17 protein-coding genes are annotated in these 16,946 nt (G+C 67.4%); 12 read left to right on the forward strand and 5 right to left on the reverse strand.

From position 1 onward, the window contains the following. The first annotated feature begins 68 nt into the window (after window positions 1-68). From ACAX61_RS06455 to ACAX61_RS06480, 6 genes are all read left to right on the forward strand, one after another. Window positions 69-491 (forward strand): Fur family transcriptional regulator, encoded by a 423-nt coding sequence (locus tag ACAX61_RS06455; protein WP_370713953.1) that lies wholly within the window; start codon window positions 69-71, stop codon window positions 489-491. An 8-nt stretch (window positions 492-499) separates the two neighbouring features. Further along, window positions 500-1,348 (forward strand): lysophospholipid acyltransferase family protein, encoded by an 849-nt coding sequence (locus tag ACAX61_RS06460; RefSeq protein ID WP_370713954.1) that lies wholly within the window; start codon window positions 500-502, stop codon window positions 1,346-1,348. 20 nt (window positions 1,349-1,368) lie between these two features. Then, on the forward strand, window positions 1,369-2,706 hold the full coding sequence (miaB, locus tag ACAX61_RS06465) for a tRNA (N6-isopentenyl adenosine(37)-C2)-methylthiotransferase MiaB (protein ID WP_370713955.1): 1,338 nt from the start codon (window positions 1,369-1,371) through the stop codon (window positions 2,704-2,706). 81 nt (window positions 2,707-2,787) lie between these two features. Continuing rightward, entirely contained in the window at window positions 2,788-3,783 is a 996-nt protein-coding gene (locus ACAX61_RS06470; RefSeq protein WP_370713956.1) for a PhoH family protein, read from the forward strand. Between the two features lie 68 nt (window positions 3,784-3,851). After that, window positions 3,852-4,364, forward strand: a complete 513-nt coding sequence (gene ybeY / locus ACAX61_RS06475) for an rRNA maturation RNase YbeY (protein WP_370713957.1) — start codon at window positions 3,852-3,854, stop codon at window positions 4,362-4,364. 8 nt (window positions 4,365-4,372) lie between these two features. Next, window positions 4,373-5,290, forward strand: coding sequence for a hemolysin family protein (locus ACAX61_RS06480; RefSeq protein ID WP_370713958.1), 918 nt, complete (start codon window positions 4,373-4,375; stop codon window positions 5,288-5,290). A 3-nt stretch (window positions 5,291-5,293) separates the two neighbouring features. Here ACAX61_RS06480 and ACAX61_RS06485 read toward each other — a convergent pair whose 3' ends face one another. Further along, complete coding sequence (locus ACAX61_RS06485; RefSeq protein ID WP_370713959.1) at window positions 5,294-6,037, reverse strand: hypothetical protein; 744 nt, start codon at window positions 6,035-6,037, stop codon at window positions 5,294-5,296. Window positions 6,038-6,139: 102 nt separating this feature from the next. On the opposite strand from ACAX61_RS06485, the gene ACAX61_RS06490 reads away from it, so the two are divergent. The 3 genes from ACAX61_RS06490 to ACAX61_RS06500 are packed head-to-tail and all read left to right on the forward strand — an operon-like array spanning window position 6,140 to window position 10,769. Next, window positions 6,140-7,465 carry a PQQ-dependent sugar dehydrogenase gene (locus tag ACAX61_RS06490; RefSeq protein WP_370713960.1) on the forward strand — a complete coding sequence of 442 codons (1,326 nt, stop codon included), beginning with the start codon at window positions 6,140-6,142 and terminating at the stop codon, window positions 7,463-7,465. 28 nt (window positions 7,466-7,493) lie between these two features. After that, window positions 7,494-10,208, forward strand: coding sequence for an ATP-dependent DNA helicase (locus tag ACAX61_RS06495; protein WP_370713961.1), 2,715 nt, complete (start codon window positions 7,494-7,496; stop codon window positions 10,206-10,208). 24 nt (window positions 10,209-10,232) lie between these two features. Further along, a complete protein-coding gene (locus ACAX61_RS06500) occupies window positions 10,233-10,769 on the forward strand; it encodes a SixA phosphatase family protein (RefSeq protein WP_370713962.1) in 537 nt (178 codons plus the stop codon). Between the two features lie 33 nt (window positions 10,770-10,802). On the opposite strand, the gene ACAX61_RS06505 is transcribed toward ACAX61_RS06500, so the two are convergent. After that, window positions 10,803-11,483, reverse strand: a complete 681-nt coding sequence (locus ACAX61_RS06505) for a c-type cytochrome (protein WP_370713963.1) — start codon at window positions 11,481-11,483, stop codon at window positions 10,803-10,805. A 113-nt stretch (window positions 11,484-11,596) separates the two neighbouring features. Between ACAX61_RS06505 and ACAX61_RS06510 the strand changes: the two genes are divergently transcribed. Next, window positions 11,597-12,487: a prephenate dehydratase gene (locus tag ACAX61_RS06510; RefSeq protein ID WP_370713964.1), complete on the forward strand. Its 891-nt coding sequence runs from the start codon at window positions 11,597-11,599 to the stop codon at window positions 12,485-12,487. Here the strand turns inward: ACAX61_RS06510 and nudC are convergent. Genes nudC through mutY form a run of 3 tightly spaced genes read right to left on the reverse strand, consistent with a single transcriptional unit; the run spans window position 12,466 to window position 15,703 of the window. Further along, on the reverse strand, window positions 12,466-13,389 hold the full coding sequence (gene nudC, locus ACAX61_RS06515; protein ID WP_370713965.1) for an NAD(+) diphosphatase: 924 nt from the start codon (window positions 13,387-13,389) through the stop codon (window positions 12,466-12,468). The two genes, ACAX61_RS06510 and nudC, sit on opposite strands and share 22 nt — an antisense overlap. Further along, a complete protein-coding gene (locus ACAX61_RS06520; RefSeq protein WP_370713966.1) occupies window positions 13,335-14,654 on the reverse strand; it encodes a serine hydrolase domain-containing protein in 1,320 nt (439 codons plus the stop codon). Before ACAX61_RS06520 ends, nudC begins: the two co-directional genes overlap by 55 nt. After that, entirely contained in the window at window positions 14,645-15,703 is a 1,059-nt protein-coding gene (mutY, locus tag ACAX61_RS06525; protein WP_370713967.1) for an A/G-specific adenine glycosylase, read from the reverse strand. Before mutY ends, ACAX61_RS06520 begins: the two co-directional genes overlap by 10 nt. A 27-nt stretch (window positions 15,704-15,730) precedes the next feature. On the opposite strand from mutY, the gene ACAX61_RS06530 reads away from it, so the two are divergent. Together ACAX61_RS06530 and ACAX61_RS06535 are read left to right on the forward strand one after the other, a co-directional pair. Further along, complete coding sequence (locus tag ACAX61_RS06530; protein ID WP_370713968.1) at window positions 15,731-16,270, forward strand: DUF721 domain-containing protein; 540 nt, start codon at window positions 15,731-15,733, stop codon at window positions 16,268-16,270. Next, on the forward strand, window positions 16,270-16,929 hold the full coding sequence (locus ACAX61_RS06535; RefSeq protein WP_370713969.1) for a DsbA family protein: 660 nt from the start codon (window positions 16,270-16,272) through the stop codon (window positions 16,927-16,929). Before ACAX61_RS06530 ends, ACAX61_RS06535 begins: the two co-directional genes overlap by 1 nt. The last annotated feature ends 17 nt before the right edge of the window (window positions 16,930-16,946 follow it).

The raw sequence follows: 16,946 nt of genomic DNA on the forward strand, positions 1-16,946 counted from the left end.
GCGCGATGCGCGCCGCCCCTCCCGATGCGGGCCTTCCCTAGCGGCGAAAGTCGGATTACATCGTCGCCATGCCTCGCAAGATTGATCTTGAAGCGCTGTGCCACGAAAAGGGCCTGCGAATTACCGAACAGCGCCGGGTAATCGCGCGCGTCCTGTCCGAAGCCGAAGACCATCCCGACGTCGAAAAGGTTTACGCCCGCGCGTCGGCGATTGACCCCGGTATTTCGATTGCCACGGTTTACCGCACCGTCCGCCTGTTCGAGGAAGCGGGCATCCTGGACCGCCATGATTTCGGCGATGGCCGTGCGCGCTATGAACCCTCGCCAGAGGCGCATCACGATCACCTGATCGACGTTGAAACGGGTAAGGTGATCGAGTTCGTCGATCCCGAGCTGGAATTGCTTCAAAAGCAGATTGCGGAGCGGCTGGGCTTTCGCCTGGTCGACCATCGCATGGAACTCTACGGCGTCGCGCTGGACCGCAAGGGCTGACAGGCAGCGTGGCGGGCAACGCTGAACAGGCCCGCCGCGCCGCCATTGCCGCCGGCCAGCCGCAGCCGCTGACACCATCGGGCCTCGCGCGCATTGCCGTGCGGCTGTTCGTCCTGGTGCTGGCGGTCTTGTTCTTCGTGCCCCTGCATTATCTGTGGCGGCTCTTGCGGATCGGCTCGCCTTGGCCGCGCCTGTTCCTGGGCACCGCCGCGCGGATTTGCGGCGCGCGGGTATCGCGCGTCGGCGTACCCCTGCGCCGCGACGTATTCTACATCGCCAACCACCTGAGCTGGATCGACATATTGGCGATCGGCGGCACCAGCGGATCGGCCTTTGTCGCCAAGGCCGAGATTGGCGAGGCGCCCGTCGTCGGCTGGCTGGCGGGCATGAATCGCACCGTTTATGTCCGGCGGGAGGATCGTTTGGGGGTGGCGGAGCAGATCAACCAGTTGCGCGATGCGCTGGCCGATAACTGGGCGATCACCGTTTTCCCCGAAGGCACGACGACCGATGGCCGCTCGATGCTGCCGTTCAAATCGTCGATGATGAAGGTGCTGGAGCCGCCGCCGCCCGGCGTGCTGGTTCAGCCGGTAGTGATGGATTACGGCGCCGCCGGTCCGGACATCGCGTGGATCGGCGCGGAAACGGGTAAGGACAATGCGCTGCGCCTGCTGGCAAGGCGGGGCAGCTTTCGCGTGCGCGTCCATTTCCTCGACCCCTTCGACCCGCATGACTTTCCGGGCCGCAAGGCCATCGCCGCCGAAAGCCGCGCGCGCATCGCCGCCGCGCTGGAGCAGGTGAACGGCGAACCGCTGCGCCCGTTCATCGGCCACGACACGCTCGCCACGGGGGCTTAAGCCCGGCGCCCGCTTGGTGTATGGGCGCGGCGATGAAGACCAATCCCAAGACCTTTCACGTCAAGTCGTTCGGCTGTCAGATGAATGTCTATGACGGCGAGCGCATGGGCGAATTGATGGCCGCGCAGGGCATGACCGCGACCGACGATGCCGATGCCGCTGACCTGGTCGTGCTGAACACCTGTCACATCCGCGAAAAGGCGACCGAGAAAGTCTATTCCGACATTGGCCGCTTGCGAAAGCATGCCGGGGCGCAGGGGCGCGCGCCGATGATCGCGGTCGCGGGCTGCGTCGCGCAGGCCGAGGGCGAGGAGATCGTCCGCCGCGCCAAGGTGGACGTGGTGGTTGGGCCGCAAGCCTATCACAACCTGCCCGAACTGGTCGCGCGTGCGGCATCGGGTGCGGGCGCGGCGCTCGACACCGATATGCCCGCCGAATCGAAGTTCGGCGCCCTGCCCCGCCGCCGCCGGGTGGCGCCGTCGGCATTCCTGACGGTGCAGGAAGGCTGCGATAAATTCTGCACCTATTGCGTGGTGCCCTATACGCGCGGCGCCGAAGTCAGCCGCCCGATGGCGGCGATCGTCGATGAGGCAAAGGCGCTGGTCGATGCCGGCGCGCGCGAAATCACGCTGCTGGGACAGAACGTCAACGGCTGGCGCGACGCGGACGACAACGGGCTGGAGGCGCTGATCCATGCCCTAGACCGGATCGAGGGGCTGCACCGCATCCGCTATACGACCAGCCACCCCAACGACATGACCGACGGCCTGATCCGCGCCCATGCCGATGTCGAAAAGCTGATGCCGTTCCTGCACCTGCCGGTTCAGGCGGGCAATGACCGCGTGCTGAAGGCCATGAACCGCAGCCATAGCCGTGACAGTTACCTGCGCCTGATCGAGCGCATCCGCGCTGCACGGCCCGACATCGCGCTGTCGGGCGATTTCATCGTCGGCTTTCCCGGCGAAACCGATGCCGAGTTCGGAGATACGATCAGCCTGATCGACGCGGTCGGCTATGCCCAGGCGTTCAGCTTCAAATACAGCCCCCGCCCCGGCACCCCGGCGGCAGAGATGGGCGGCGCGGTCCCGGCGGAGGTAATGGACGACCGGCTGCAACAGCTGCAGGCCGCGCTGAACCGCGATCAGGCGGCGTTCAACGCGGCGACGGTCGGACGGACCTGCACCGTGCTGATCGAACGTCGCGGCAAGCTGCCCGGACAGATGCTCGGCAAGTCGCCTTGGCTGCAATCGGTCCACCTGATGACCGATGCGCCCATCGGAGCGCTGGTCGAGGTCGAGATCGTTCAGGCAGGGCCGAATTCGCTTGGCGGAATCGAACGGGTCCGAAAGGCAGCTTGAGGCGTTTGGGGTTGGCGCTGGCGGCTGGCTTCTGCCAATCTGTCGGCGCATGACCATCCGCCTTGCTTCATCAGGAGCCGCATGAGCCGCAAACCCGTCGCCGCCCGCATGGGCGAGAAATCGCGGACCGAACTCAATTTCGACCGGCCCGAATTGCTGCCGCAATTGTTCGGCGAGTATGACACCAATCTGGTCGCGCTGGAAAACCGTCTGGGCGTGTACATCACCGCTCGCGGTGACAAGGTGGGGATTGAGGGCACGGCCGAATCGGTCGCGCTGGCCCGCGATGTCCTGCAGGGGCTGCACGCGCGGCTGTTGCAGGGTCAGGAGATCGACCCCGGACTGGTCGACGCGGTGATCGCCATGGCGTCCGAACCGACGCTGGACGGCATCATCACGCGCGATCCGTCGGCCCCGCCGCCGATCATGATCCGCACGCGCAAGAAAACCATCGTGCCACGTTCGGCGACCCAGGCCCGCTACATGCAGGAACTGGTCCGCAACGACATCATCTTTGCGCTTGGCCCGGCGGGTACGGGCAAGACCTATATCGCGGTCGCGCAGGCGGTGGCTCAGCTGATCACCGGCAGTGTCCAGCGCCTGATCCTGTCGCGCCCCGCGGTAGAGGCTGGCGAAAAGCTGGGTTTTCTGCCCGGCGACATGAAGGACAAGGTCGATCCCTATCTGCGCCCGCTTTATGACGCGCTGTACGACTGTCTGCCTGCCGAGCAGGTGGAGCGTCGCATTGCCAGCGGGGAGATCGAGATCGCGCCCATCGCCTTCATGCGCGGCCGCACGCTGTCCGACGCCTTTGTCATTCTGGACGAAGCGCAGAACACGACGCCCATGCAGATGAAGATGTTCCTGACCCGCTTTGGCCAGAACAGCCGCATGGTGGTGTGCGGCGACCCCAATCAGGTCGATCTGCCCGGCGGCGTCGTGGCATCGGGCCTGAACGACGCCGTTTCGCGGTTGGAAGGTATCCAGAGCCTGGCGATGGTGCGCTTCACCGCCGCCGATGTGGTGCGCCACCCCATCGTCGGGCGCATCGTCGATGCTTATGAGGGCGGCGCATGAACCCGTTTCGGCGTTCGTGCGTATTGCCGAAAACAGGGGGCAGTTACCGATCGTGACCGGATACCGAAATGCTTGATGTGGCCGTGCAGGCTGAGGGCGACTGGTCGTCCGACACCGATTGGGAAGCATTGGCCGCACGCGCGGCACAGGCGGCGATCGAACGCACACCCTATGCCGGCTGGATCGGCGCGCCCGTCGCGATCGAAATCGCGGTGCGGATGGCCGACAATGACGAGGTTCAGCTTCTCAATCGCCAATATCGCGACAAGGACAAGCCGACCAACGTCCTGTCCTTTCCCATGGTCCAGCCCGACCTGCTCGATACCGTCACGCAGAACAGCGACGACGGCGAGGTGCTGCTGGGCGACATCGTGCTGGCGCACGGCGTTTGCGCGGCCGAAGCGGCGGAACGCGACATTTCGGTGGCCGATCATGCCACGCACCTGATTGTTCACGGATGCCTGCATTTGCTAGGCTATGACCATCTGGGGGATGCCGAGGCGGAAGCCATGGAGGCGATCGAGCGTTCGGCGCTCGCTCATCTGGGTCTGCACGACCCCTACCCCGTCGAGGAGGACTGACACCCCCAATGGCTGAGGGTTCGAGTAACAACGCCACGCCCGGCGACAGTAGCAACGCCGCCGACGGCGGCATCTGGCGCGGGCTTCGCGCATTTCTGTTCGGCGAAGAAAATCACGAAACGCTGCGCGCGCGCATCGAGGATGTGATTACCGAACATGAGGAAGAGGCCGAACGCCCCATTGCGGGCGATCTGGCCCCCGTCGAGCGGCAGATGATCCGCAACCTGCTGCATTTCGGGGAGCGCGACGCGGGCGATGTCGGCGTGCCGCGCGCCGATATCGTCGCGGTCGAGGAAAAGACCAGTTTCGCCGATCTGGTCCAGTGCTTCGCAGCCGAGGGGCATAGCCGCCTGCTGGTTTTCCGCGAAAATCTGGATGACGTGATCGGCATGGTGCACGTCAAGGACGTGTTCGCGATCCTGGCATCGGGGGATGCGCCGCCCGAAACGCTCGATTCACTGATCCGTCAGCCGCTGTTCGTACCGCAATCCATGGGCACGCTGGACCTGTTGGCCCAGATGCAGGCCAGCCGCACCCATCTGGCGGTGGTGCTGGACGAATATTCGGGGACCGAGGGCCTGATCACGATAGAGGATCTGGTCGAGGAAATCGTCGGTTCGATAGAGGACGAGCATGACGAAGCGCCGCACGAACTGATCGTCCCGCTGGAAGACGGCGCGTGGGAGGCCGATGCGCGCGCCGAGCTGGAGCAGGTGGCACGCCTTGTCGATCCGCGTCTGGCCGAGGTGGAAGAGGATATCGAGACGCTGGGCGGCCTCGCCTTCGTCTTGGCGGGGCAGGTGCCGCAGGCGGGTGCCTGTCTGCCGCACCCCAGCGGGTGGCAGCTCGAAATCCTTGAGGCCGATTCGCGCCGCGTCGCGCGGTTGCGCCTGCATCCGCCGCGTGTCGAAACGCCGGAGGAATAGGGCCTACCCGGCGTTCAGCTTGGCCGATGCGATGTGCCAGCGGCGTTGATCGGCGCTTGAGCCGTCAACGTCGTTGACACGCCGGATGGCGTAGCTGCCGGTAAAGCGCTGCCGCGTGCCGTCGGTCAGCACGGCGTCAACCGTCACCGGCACTTCGGCATAAAGCGATCCCGCGCCGCCCTCGACATCGGTCGGTTCGCGCGCGGTCACCTTGACGCGTTGTGTGTCGGCGAACCCGGCGGCAAAGTCGCCATAGGATTTGCCGCTGGCTTCGCCATGGCCGCCCCATTGGGCATAGGCCACAGAATAGTCGCGCGCGTTGATGGCGTCGTAATAACGCCGGACCACATCGGCGGCGCGCTCGGCCTCGGCCGCATTGCCGCACTCGGCGGGTGGGTCGTTGCGGAACAGTTCGCAGCTTCGTGCGATTTCGTCGCGAATCATCGCACAGCTATTCGCCGCGTTGCACGGCGGATGGGTCGCTGGCGAGACCATCCGGCATTGCTCGACAAGGCGCTTCGCCTGCGCATCGCCGATCTGGGCGGCACAGCTCTTGATGCCTTGCTGGACAAGCGTCGGCGTTATCGCATTTGAGACAGGCGCGGCGTCGTCGCTCCTGTCGGTCGCGCCATCGCCAGGCGCGGTGTCAGTGACAGCGACCGCATCGTCGGCCGGGTGTTCAGATACGCCGCCGCACGCCGCCAGGGGCAAGACAAGCGCGGCCATCGCGCAAAGAGCCATTTTCATGGATATCACAAATGCGGATCGCGACGGCGGTTCCAATCAGATATCGCCAATGCGTACCGCATCACCCTTTCGCTTTTGTGCCAAGCCGCTATCTCAGGCACCATGCGCAAACATATCCTGATCGTGCTGGGCCTGATCGTCGTTCTGGGAGCGGGGGTCTTTTTCTGGATGACCCGCCCTGACAAGGCGCAGCTGCCGATCGAGCAGGTGATGGGCAAGACGCCCAAGATCACCCCGCCGCGACCGCAATATTTCCCGACGATCGGGATCGCCGAGCCGATCGGCTGGCAGAACGGCGCCAAGCCTACGCCCGCAGCGGGCCTGGCAGTGGACGCGTTTGCGACCGGGCTGGACCATCCGCGCTGGATGTATCGCCTGCCCAATGGCGATGTGCTGGTGGCCGAAACCAATTCGCCCCCGCGCGAGGATAGCGGCATCGTCGCCAAGGTGCAGAAGTTCCTGATGGGCCGCGCGGGTGCGGGCGTGCCATCGGCGAACCGGATCACGCTGTTGCGCGATGCCGATGGCGATGGGCGCGCCGAAAGCCGGTCGGTATTGCTGTCGGGCCTGAACTCCCCCTTCGGCATGGCGCTGGTGGGTGAGTGGCTGTATGTCGGTAACACCGACGCGCTGGTCCGCTTCCCGTTCAAGGTCGGTCAGACCCGGATCGAGGCGAAGGGCGAAAAGATCGTCGACCTGCCCGCGGCGGGCAATCACTGGACGCGCAACGTCGTCGCCAACCCCAACGGCAACAGCCTGTTCGTCGCGGTCGGTTCGGATTCGAACATCGGTGAAAACGGCATGGACCGCGAACGCAATCGCGCGACCATCCTTGAGGTGTTCCCCGACCAGAAGCGTTACCGCGTCTATGCTGCGGGCCTTCGCAACCCGGTGGGCATGGGGATCAACCCTGTCGACCAGACGCTGTGGACCGTGGTCAACGAACGCGACATGATCGGATCCGACGTGCCGCCCGATTACCTGACGCGCGTCGAGTTCGGCGGTTTCTATGGCTGGCCATGGAATTACTGGGGCGGATACACCGACAAGCGGGTCGAGCCGCAGCGGCTGGAACTGCGCGAATATACCCGCCGCCCCGATTATGCGCTGGGGCCGCACACCGCATCGCTGGGCCTGAGCTTTGCCGAGGATATTCAACTGGGCGACCGGTTCGCGCGCGGTGCCTTTATTGGCCAGCACGGGTCGTGGAACCGTGAGCCGCCCGCTGGTTACAAGGTGCTGTTCGTGCCGTTCGCCGAAAACGGGTTCCCCACGGGCGCGCTGCCGGTGGAGGTGCTGACCGGCTTCCTCGACAGCGAGGGGCGCGCGCAGGGCCGACCGGTCGGCGTTACCGGGGACAAGACCGGCGCGCTGCTGGTCGCGGACGATGTGGGTAATGTGATCTGGCGCGTGCGCCCCGCGCGTTGAGCGCGGCGGCGTTGCCAATACGTTCCGCGTGACCGATAAGGCGGACGTGCGCGCCTACCCCGCCCTTCACGCCAGCCATGCCGGTGTCTGGATTGCCGATTGGGCGGGTGCGCGCGCCGTCGGGCGGGGAGAGGCGATTGCTTTTGCCGCAGACACGCCCGCGCTGCTGCTGAACGCGCCGCTGATCGGGCAACGGCTGGGGCATCCCGAACTGTCGGGCCTCGACCTGCTCGAACTTTATGCCTTTCTGTTTCCCGCGCGGTTCGTGGTGCCGACCCCGGCGGGAATCGCGCGCGCTGTCGGGCTGCCACCGCCCGACAGCGAAGCGGCCATCGCGCCGATGCTGATCGAGGCAACCAGCCGCCTGCTGGCGACGGTGGAGGGCGACTGGCCGGAGCGCGAAGGGGCATGGCACGCGCTACAATCGCTGGCCCGCCTGCGCTGGCCATGGGCACCGCTGTTAAGCGACCGCCTGTCCCGCCCCGCCACGCCGGAGCGCTGGCTGTTCTCCAAACTGCCCGAATGGGAGGAAGCCGCCCCCCGCCCCGCCCCGCGCACCGTGACGCTGGACGAGGATGTAGTGCTGACCCGTCTGTACGCGCTGACCGGTACGGGGGCGGAGCAGCGCACCGGTCAGCGCCGATTCGCCACCGCCGCCGCCCACGCCTTTGCCCCACGCGTCGCGCGCGAAACGCCGAACATGGTCCTGGCCGAAGCGGGCACGGGCATCGGCAAGACGCTGGGCTATCTGGCGCCCGCGTCGCTCTGGGCCGAACGCGCGGGCGGCGCGGTGTGGGTGTCGACCTTTACCAAGGCGCTGCAACGCCAATTGTCGGCAGAGGGCGCGCGCCTGATCCCCGATGCGGAGGAACGCCGTCGCCGCATCGTCACGCGCAAGGGGCGGGAGAATTATGTCTGCCTGCTCAACCTTGAGGACGCGTTGCAGGGCGGGTTCGGCGGGCGCGCGGCGATCCTGGCGCAACTGGTCGCGCGTTGGGCCGCGTACACCGCGGATGGCGACATGGTGGGCGGCGACCTGCCCGGCTGGTTGCCCACGCTGTTCCGCCGCAACGGATCGACCGCGCTGACCGACCGGCGCGGCGAATGCGTCTATGCCGGGTGCCCCCATTACCGGAAATGCTTCATCGAACGCGCCGCGCGCGCCAGTGCCGATGCCGATCTGGTGATCGCCAATCACGCGCTGGTGATGGTCAACGCCGCGCGGGGGCGCGAGACACAGGCGCGCCCGACGCGATATGTGTTCGACGAGGGGCATCACTTGTTCGAAGCCGCCGATTCGATGTTCGGCGTCGCCCTGACCGGCAGCGAGACGATCGAGCTGCGCCGCTGGATCGTCGGCCCCGAAGCGGGCGGGCGCGGGCGGCGGCGGGGCCTGTCGGCGCGCCTGTCCGATGTCGCAAGCTATGACGAGGCCGGGGGCCGCGCCATCAACGAAATGGTCGAGGGCGCCCGCGCGCTGCCGTCCGAGGGCTGGATCGCGCGCGTGACGCAAGGGGAGCCGTTCGGCGCGATCGAGGCGCTGCTGACGGCGGTGCGCGGCCTGACCTATGCCCGTGACGAGGGCGGGGCCGAGGGCGGCTATGGGCTGGAGACCGAACTGGCCGAACCGTCCCCCGAACTGGTCGAGGCGGCGGGCGCGGCGGCACAGGCGCTGGACGCGCTGGTGCGGCCGATGGTGGCGCTGGGCCACCGGCTGGAAGCGGTGCTGGCCGACGGGCCGGACTGGATGGACGGCCCCGCGCGCGCGCGGATCGAGGGGGCGATCGCCTCGCTTGGCTGGCGACGCGACATGGTGGGCGCGTGGAGCGCGCTGGCGCAGCGTGTCGGCGGCCCCGCCGATCCCGATTTCGTCGACTGGCTGGCGGTCGACCGGGTCGAGGGGCGCGAATATGACATGGGGCTGCACCGCCGCTGGCTGGACCCCACCCGCCCCTTTGCGGAAACGGTGCTGAAACCGGCGCACGGCGTCGTCGTGGCATCCGCCACCCTGCGCGCGGGCGGCGACTGGGACGTGGCGGAGGCGCGCAGCGGTGCGCAGCACCTGTCGCTGGCGCCGCAACGGTTCGAAGCGGCGAGTCCGTTCGACTATGCCGGGAACGCCCGCGTGCTGCTGGTGACGGATGTGAAGCGCGGCGATGTCGGCGCGCTGGCCAATGCCTACGCCCGGTTGATCGTGGCGTCGGGCGGCGGCGTGCTGGGGCTGTTCACGGCGATACGGCGGCTTCGCGGCGTCCATGCGCGCATCGCCGACCGGCTGGCGCGTGAGGGGCTGCCGCTGATCGCGCAGCATGTGGACCCGATCGACACCGGCACGCTGGTCGATATTTTCCGCGACGATCCACGCGCATCGCTGATCGGCACCGATGCGCTGCGCGACGGGGTGGACGTGCCGGGCCGCTCGCTCAGGCTGGTGGTGATGGAGGGCGTGCCATGGCCGAAGCCGTCGGTGCTGCATGCCGCGCGCAAGCTGGCGATGGGGGGCAAGGCATATGACGACCGGATCGTCCGCGCGCGACTGGCGCAGGCGTTCGGGCGGCTGATCCGACGCGCCGACGACCGGGGCGCATTCGTCCTGCTGTCCGCCGCGTGCCCGAGCCGGTTGTTGGATGCGTTTCCCGCTGGCACGCCGGTGCAGCGCGTAACGCTGGAGGAAGCAGCGACCATCGTGCAAACGCTGGCAAAGCCCGCTATCTTGGGGCAGGAGGGCGCGGTCGACGCCTGACAAGCTGCCCAGAACGAGGATGCCATGCCCAGCCTGACGCTGTTGCGCCACGCCAAGTCGAGCTGGGACGATCCCGTCACGCGCGATTTCGACCGACCGCTCAATCCGCGTGGCCGCCGTGCCGCAACCGTCATCGGCACATGGATGCGGCGAGAGGGGCTTTCCTTCGACCATCTGACCGCATCGCCCGCCGTCCGCGTGATCGAAACGCTGGAGGGGGTCAGCGAGGGATATGGCACCGCGTTGGAGCCGGCATGGGACCGGCGCATCTATCTCGCTTCAGCCGCGACGCTGCTCGATCTGGTGCATGAAATTCCGGCAGAGGCGCAGCATGCGCTGATGATCGGCCACAATCCGGGGCTGGAGGATCTGGTGCTGATGCTGGTGCCCGACCGCACGGGCGATTCGCTGCGCGACGCGGTGGAGCTCAAATATCCGACCGCTGCGCTGGCCACGCTGACATGGGACGGCGGCTGGGGAGATGCGGCGACCGGCGTGGCGCGGCTGGAGCGGTTCGTGCGGCCCCGCGACCTGGCCGAGGGGCTTGGCCCCGACGATTGAGGCGCAGCCCGCCGGGCCGCGCCCCGATTGCGATTATTCCTTGAGTTCGGCGGCTTCTTCCGTCGCAGCCGGATCGACCGACGGCGCGCCCGATGCCGGAGTTGCGCGATCTTCCATGTCGGCGGTCGGCGAGCCTTCGCTCACATTCGCTTCAGCCTCGGTCTGACCGTCGGCAGGCGCCGCGTCGGCGGCAGGCGCGGCGGGCAGCGGCAGGTTCGAACCCTGCTGGTTCAGATAGGCGATGACGTTCGCGCGCTCTTCGGGGTTCGACAGGCCCGCAAAGCTCATTTTGGTGCCCGGCGCGTACTTGCGCGGGCTGGTGAGCCACTTGTTCATCGCCTCGAAGTCCCAGTTGCCCGGAACGCCCTTGAGCGCGTCGGAATAGGCAAATCCGGCCTGATGACCATGAACCTTGCCCATCACGCCATACAGGTTGGGACCGATACCGGCAGCGCCGCCCTGATTGATCGTGTGGCACGACGCGCACTTCTTGAACACTTCTGCCCCGGCTGCGGGATCAGCGGCCGCCATCAGCGTGCCGATCGGCACTTCGGCCTCGGCCCCGGCGCCTTCCTCGACCACGCCCTCGATCGGGTAACCCATTTTTTCGGGGCGCTCGCCGTGGAACGCCATACCGCTGGCGATCGTCAGCCCAAGAGCCGCGACGCAACCAGCCAGAACCCAGCCCGCGATCGTGTTCGTGCGATTATCCATTGCGATGCCGTCAGCCCGAATAAAATGAAAAGCGGCATCCCCTTAAAGGGGCTTTGCCGACGCGGCAAGCCGCGCTTGCACCGCGACGACCGGGTGAGTAGGCGCAACGCCCCATGGAACAGTTCCCCGCGCCGGCCCGTCCGCTGGTCGAAGCCATGACCGCCGCAGCCGCCGCCGCCCCCGATCGGGCCGTGGCTTTTCAGGGTGCGCCCGGCGCAAACAGCCATGTTGCGCTGACCCAGGCCTTTCCCGATGCGCTGCCGCTGCCGTGCTTTGATTTCGCCGATGCGATCGACGCGGTGCAGGACGGGCGGGCCGATTGCGCGATCATTCCGATCGAAAATTCGCTGCACGGGCGCGTCGCAGACATTCATTTCCTGCTGCCCGAATCCGGTCTGGTCATCACGGGCGAGCATTTCCTGTCGGTCCGACACGCCCTGCTGGGCACCGGCGCGCGCGATGATGTGAAGGAAGCGACCAGCCACCCGCAGGCGCTGGGCCAGTGCCGCCACTGGCTGCGCGCGCATGGGATTCAGCCGGTCAGCTATCCCGACACCGCCGGGGCCGCCGCGCTGGTTGCCGAAAAGCGCGATCCGCGCGTCGCCGCGCTGGCCCCCGCCGCCGCGGCGCCGCTTTATGGTTTGAACGTGCTGGCCGACGACATTGCCGATTCAGACCATAACGTAACCCGCTTCGTCGTGCTGGCGCGTGGATCGCGTCCGCTGGTGGGCGACGGGCCATTCATGACCACGCTGATCTTTGCCGTGAAGAATGTGCCCGCCGCGCTGTACAAGGCGCTGGGCGGTTTTGCGACCAACGGCGTGAACATGACCAAGCTGGAAAGCTATCAGCGCGGCACCAGCTTTGCCCCGACTGAGTTCTATGCCGACATAACCGGTCGGCCGGGGGAGCCGCATTTCGACCGCGCGCTTGAGGAACTGGGCTTTCATTCGGCCTGGGTCCGCCTGCTCGGCAGCTATCCTCAGGCGATGGAGCGCCTTTGATCCAGCCACGCCCGCAACAGGCTGTGGGCGATGGCATAGTCGGGCGGCGCGATGAACCGCGCGCCGGGCGCCCCGGCCAGCGCGGCGGCGACATCCGCCGCATCCGCCCAGAAACAATCGGCGAGTTCGGTCGCATCCACCGCCAGCGCGTCGTCATCGGCGTCGCATATGCACGCGATCATCAGTTGCGAGGGAAATGGCCAGGGCTGGCTGCCGACATAGCGGACGTCGCGCACGCGCACGCCCGCTTCCTCCCATAATTCGCGCGCGACCGCTTCCTCGATCGATTCGCCGGGTTCGACAAAGCCAGCCAGCGCCGAATAGCGCCCCTCAGGCCAGTTCAGGCCGCGCCCCAGCAGCACGCGCCCGTCATGTTCGGCCAGCATGATGACGACCGGGTCGGTGCGGGGGAAATGCTGCGCACCGCACGCATCGCAGTGTCGCCCCCATCCGCCCTTGAACGCGGCCGTGGCGCTGCCACAGGCGGCACAGAAACGATGACGCGCATGCCAGTCGATCAGGCTGCGGGCACCCGCATACAACGCCATTTCGGTACGCGGCAGCGTGGCGAGCAGGCCCATCAGCTCCGGCGCGCGCCACGCCCCTTTTGTCGGCTCGGCAGGGACCGGCGCAAAGCGGGGGGCGCCGTCGTCCAGCCCCAGCAGCACCAGCTCCTCGCCAGCCGTCACATCGCGCCATTGCAGTCGCCCGTCGGCAATCAGCGGCTCCAGCCCGGTCATCGCCAGCACCCGCGCCGCCGGATCGGCCATTGCGGCGGCAAGGCGCACAGGATCGGCGCGCAGGTGATCGGCGCGGTCGATCGTCGCGCCGGTAAAGCCCGGCGGCGTCACCGCTTCAGGTCGGAATAGGCGGCCTGGATGATATCCGCCCGCAGCGGCCATTTGCCTGCCGGAAAGTAATTGACCATGCCGACCGCGCGCACCCGGCTTTTCGGATCAACGAACGCGATCGTGCCGGCCGCACCGCCCCAGCCATAGGTGCCGGCAGCCGGGCCGCCCGGCACATCCTCAAGCATCACCGAACCGCCCGCGCCATAGCCGGTATTCGGCCCCGCGCTGCCGCCGGTCGCGTCATCGACACGGGCATAGGTGACGCCTTGGGGCAACAGGTTCGACATGGCCAGCCGCGCGGTTTCGGGCTTCAGGATGCGCCGGCCGGCCAGCGTGCCGTAATGCTGCAGCATCGCCAGAAACCGGTCATAATCGCGTGCCGACATTACCAGCCCCGCGCCGCCATAGGGAAAGCTGGGCGGCTGGAGGAACACCGAATTGGCGGCGGGATCGAGCGGGACCAGATTTTCACCGACCCACGCGTAATTGTCGACCAGCCGCCCCTTCTCGCTTTCGGGCACCTGCCAATAGCTGGATGCCATATCCAGCGGATCGAAAATGCGCGTCTGGACGAAACGCTCGAACGGCATCCCCGACGCCGCCTCGATCACCGCGCCCATGATGTCGAGGGCGATGGAGTAGCTCCATTTGGTGCCCGGATCGGCGATCAGCGGCAGGGTCGCGGTCCGCTCGGCAAATTCGCGCAGCGAGTTGGGGCGCACGGCCCTGCCCTGCGCTTCGGTCTGCATGTTCAGCGCGGCGGGGATGATGCCCAGCCGCTCATATTCCTTGAGCAGCGGCCCCTTGGTGACGATGTTGTAACCTAGACCGGCCGTGTGCGTCAGCAGGTGGCGCACCGTGATCTCACGCGCGGCGGGGCGCGATTCCAGGCTGTTGTCGGGATCGGTCAGCACTCGCATGTTTTTATAGGCGGGAAAGAAATCGCTGATCGGCTGGTCCAGCTTCAGCTTGCCTTCCTCGACCAGAATCATCGCAGCAATGCCGGTGATCGGCTTGGTCATCGAATAGACGCGCCACAGGCTGTCGGGCGTGACGGCGGCGGCGTCGGGCGCGGTGCCGGTGCGACCGGCGGCCAGCAGGGCGGGCGGAGCGTCGTCATGCCCGATCGCCACCGCCAGACCGGGCGCACGCTTTTCCGCGACATAACGCTGAACCAGCGCCTGCACCTGTGGCAGGGCGCGCGTGGCCTGTGCCTGCGGGACGGGAGCGGGCTGGCGCACCGCCTGCGCGGCCAGCGGTGCCGTCGCCGCAAACGCCAATGTTGCCGCCATCGCGGTGCCGAACGTCATTCGCATGTCCACCACTCCCCAAGCTTTCGTGCCGCCTTGGCGAAGACGGTCGGCAGGCCCGCCGAATCGAGTTCGGCAACCGGCCACCATTCGCCCGGACCGGGGTCGCTTTGCCCATCCCACCGTGCGCCCGCAAGCGCGCAGACCAGCGTGAAATGGGTAAAGCCATGCTCGACCGTTTCGGCCATCATGCGCCATTCGCCACCACCCGGCGCGTCGTTCAGCCCCGGCGGCGTATCCAGCCATGGCCCGGTGGGCAGCGCTAGCATCCCGCCCAGCAATCCGCGCGCGGGCCGTCGGACCAGCCGCACCTGCTCGTCATGCCACAGCCAGAACATCGTGCCGTGGCGCACGGGTCGCGCCTTTTTGGGCGCCTTGATGGGATAACGCTCCGGTGCGCCCTCCGCGCGGGCGGCGCAGTCGCCGGCCAGCGGGCAAAGCAGGCAGCGCGGGGCGCGCGGCGTACAAATGGTCGCGCCCAGATCCATCATCGCCTGGGCAAAGTCGCCCGGCCGTGCATCGGGCGTGATCCGGTCGGTCGCCGCGCGGATGTCGGCCTTGGCCGCGGGCAAGGGCGTTGAAATCGCGAACAGGCGAGACACCACCCGCTCGACATTGCCGTCGACCACCACGGCGCGTCGCCCGAACGCGATGGCGGCGATCGCGGCGGCGGTATAGGCGCCGATACCGGGGATACGCAGCAACGCCGCTTCATCGCCGGGCAGCCGCCCGCCATGATCGGCCACGACCGCGCGCGCCCCCTTCAACAGGTTGCGGGCGCGGGCATAATAGCCCAGCCCCGCCCACGCGGCCATCACGTCGCCGTCGTCGGCTGCGGCCAGGCTGGCGAAATCGGGCCAGCGCGCGGTCCAGCGTTGGAAATAGGGGGCAACGGTCGCCACCTGTGTCTGCTGCAACATCACTTCCGACAGCCATACGCGATAGGGGTCGGTCGGCGGCGCCCCCGGCGGCGCGCGCCATGGCAGCACGCGCGCATTGGCGTCGTACCATTCTATCAGACGGGCGGCGATTTGGGGTGGCACCTTGTTGGACACGCCCCGCCTATGGCATGGGTTCCCGCGATGACGAAGCCGCGCCCGCCCCGGCCTGCAAAAGCCCCACCCGCACCGCCGCCGCGTTCGAACCGCGTGCGCCCGGTGGCAGAGCTGTTGCCCGACATTGGCGGCGCGGCATTTCGCAAGTTCGGCTTTGTCCAGTCGTCGATCGTCAGCCGCTGGGCAGAGATCGTCGGAGAGCGTTACGCACGCGTTTCCAGCCCCGAATCGATCCGCTTCCCCCATGGTCAGCGCGCCGACGGGGTGCTGACGCTGGCGGTGGCGGGGGCGCACGGGCCGATGATGCAGCATATCGCGCCTGAGATCATGGAGCGGGTCAATCGCTTCTTCGGCTATGCCGCGGTTGCGCGCATCGCGTTCCGGCAGGGCGACATTCGCCGCCCGACTCGGCCACCCAGCCGCCCCAAGGCGCCGCGCACAGTCCCCGCCGACCTGTCCGACAGCCTGCGCGCCATCGCCGACCCTGAACTGAAGGCCGTGCTGGAGGCGCTTGCTTCCGGCCTTGGCGAACCCGTTTCCATTCCCGTTCTCGGCAAGGTCAGCTGATGCGCCTTCTCAAGCTTTTGTTCGGCCTGTTGCTGGGCCTGCCCGCCACGCACGCCTTTGCCCAGACGGGCCGCGACTGGCGCACCACCGTCACGCCGACCGGCAGCGGTGCGTGGGTGATCGGCAACCCCGCCGCAAAGGTGAAGCTGGTTGAATATCTCAGCTATACCTGTCCCCATTGCGGAGCCTTCGTCACCGAATCAAAGCCGGTGCTGTTCGACCAATGGGTCCGATCCGGCAGTGTCAGCGTCGAGGTGCGCCACGCCATCCGCGACGGGCTGGACTTTTCGGCCGCGTTGCTGGCCCGCTGCACCGGGCCACGCAATTTCGCGAGCGTTCACACCGCCATTTTCGCCAATCAGAAGGCGCTGCTGGAAAAGGGCGTCAGCGTGACCCCGCCCGCCAATGCCAGCCGCGAAGCCGCGCTCAAGGCGATTGCCGACGGTTCGGGCCTGACCGCCATCGTCAGCCCCAGGCTGACCCGGTCCGTCGATGCGTGCCTGAGCGACGCAGCCGAGCGCGACCGCCTGGTCGCGATGACGCGCGCGGCGTTCGACAAGATCAAGGGCACCCCCGCCTTCGAACTGAATGGCGAGCTGATCCAGGGTACCGACTGGGCCGGGATGGAGCCCCGCCTGCGTGCCGCCGGCGCCCGCTGAACCGATTTAACTGGAGT

Source organism: Sphingomonas sp. IW22, from assembly GCF_041321155.1.
In the GTDB taxonomy this organism is placed as follows: Bacteria; Pseudomonadota; Alphaproteobacteria; order Sphingomonadales; family Sphingomonadaceae; genus Sphingomonas.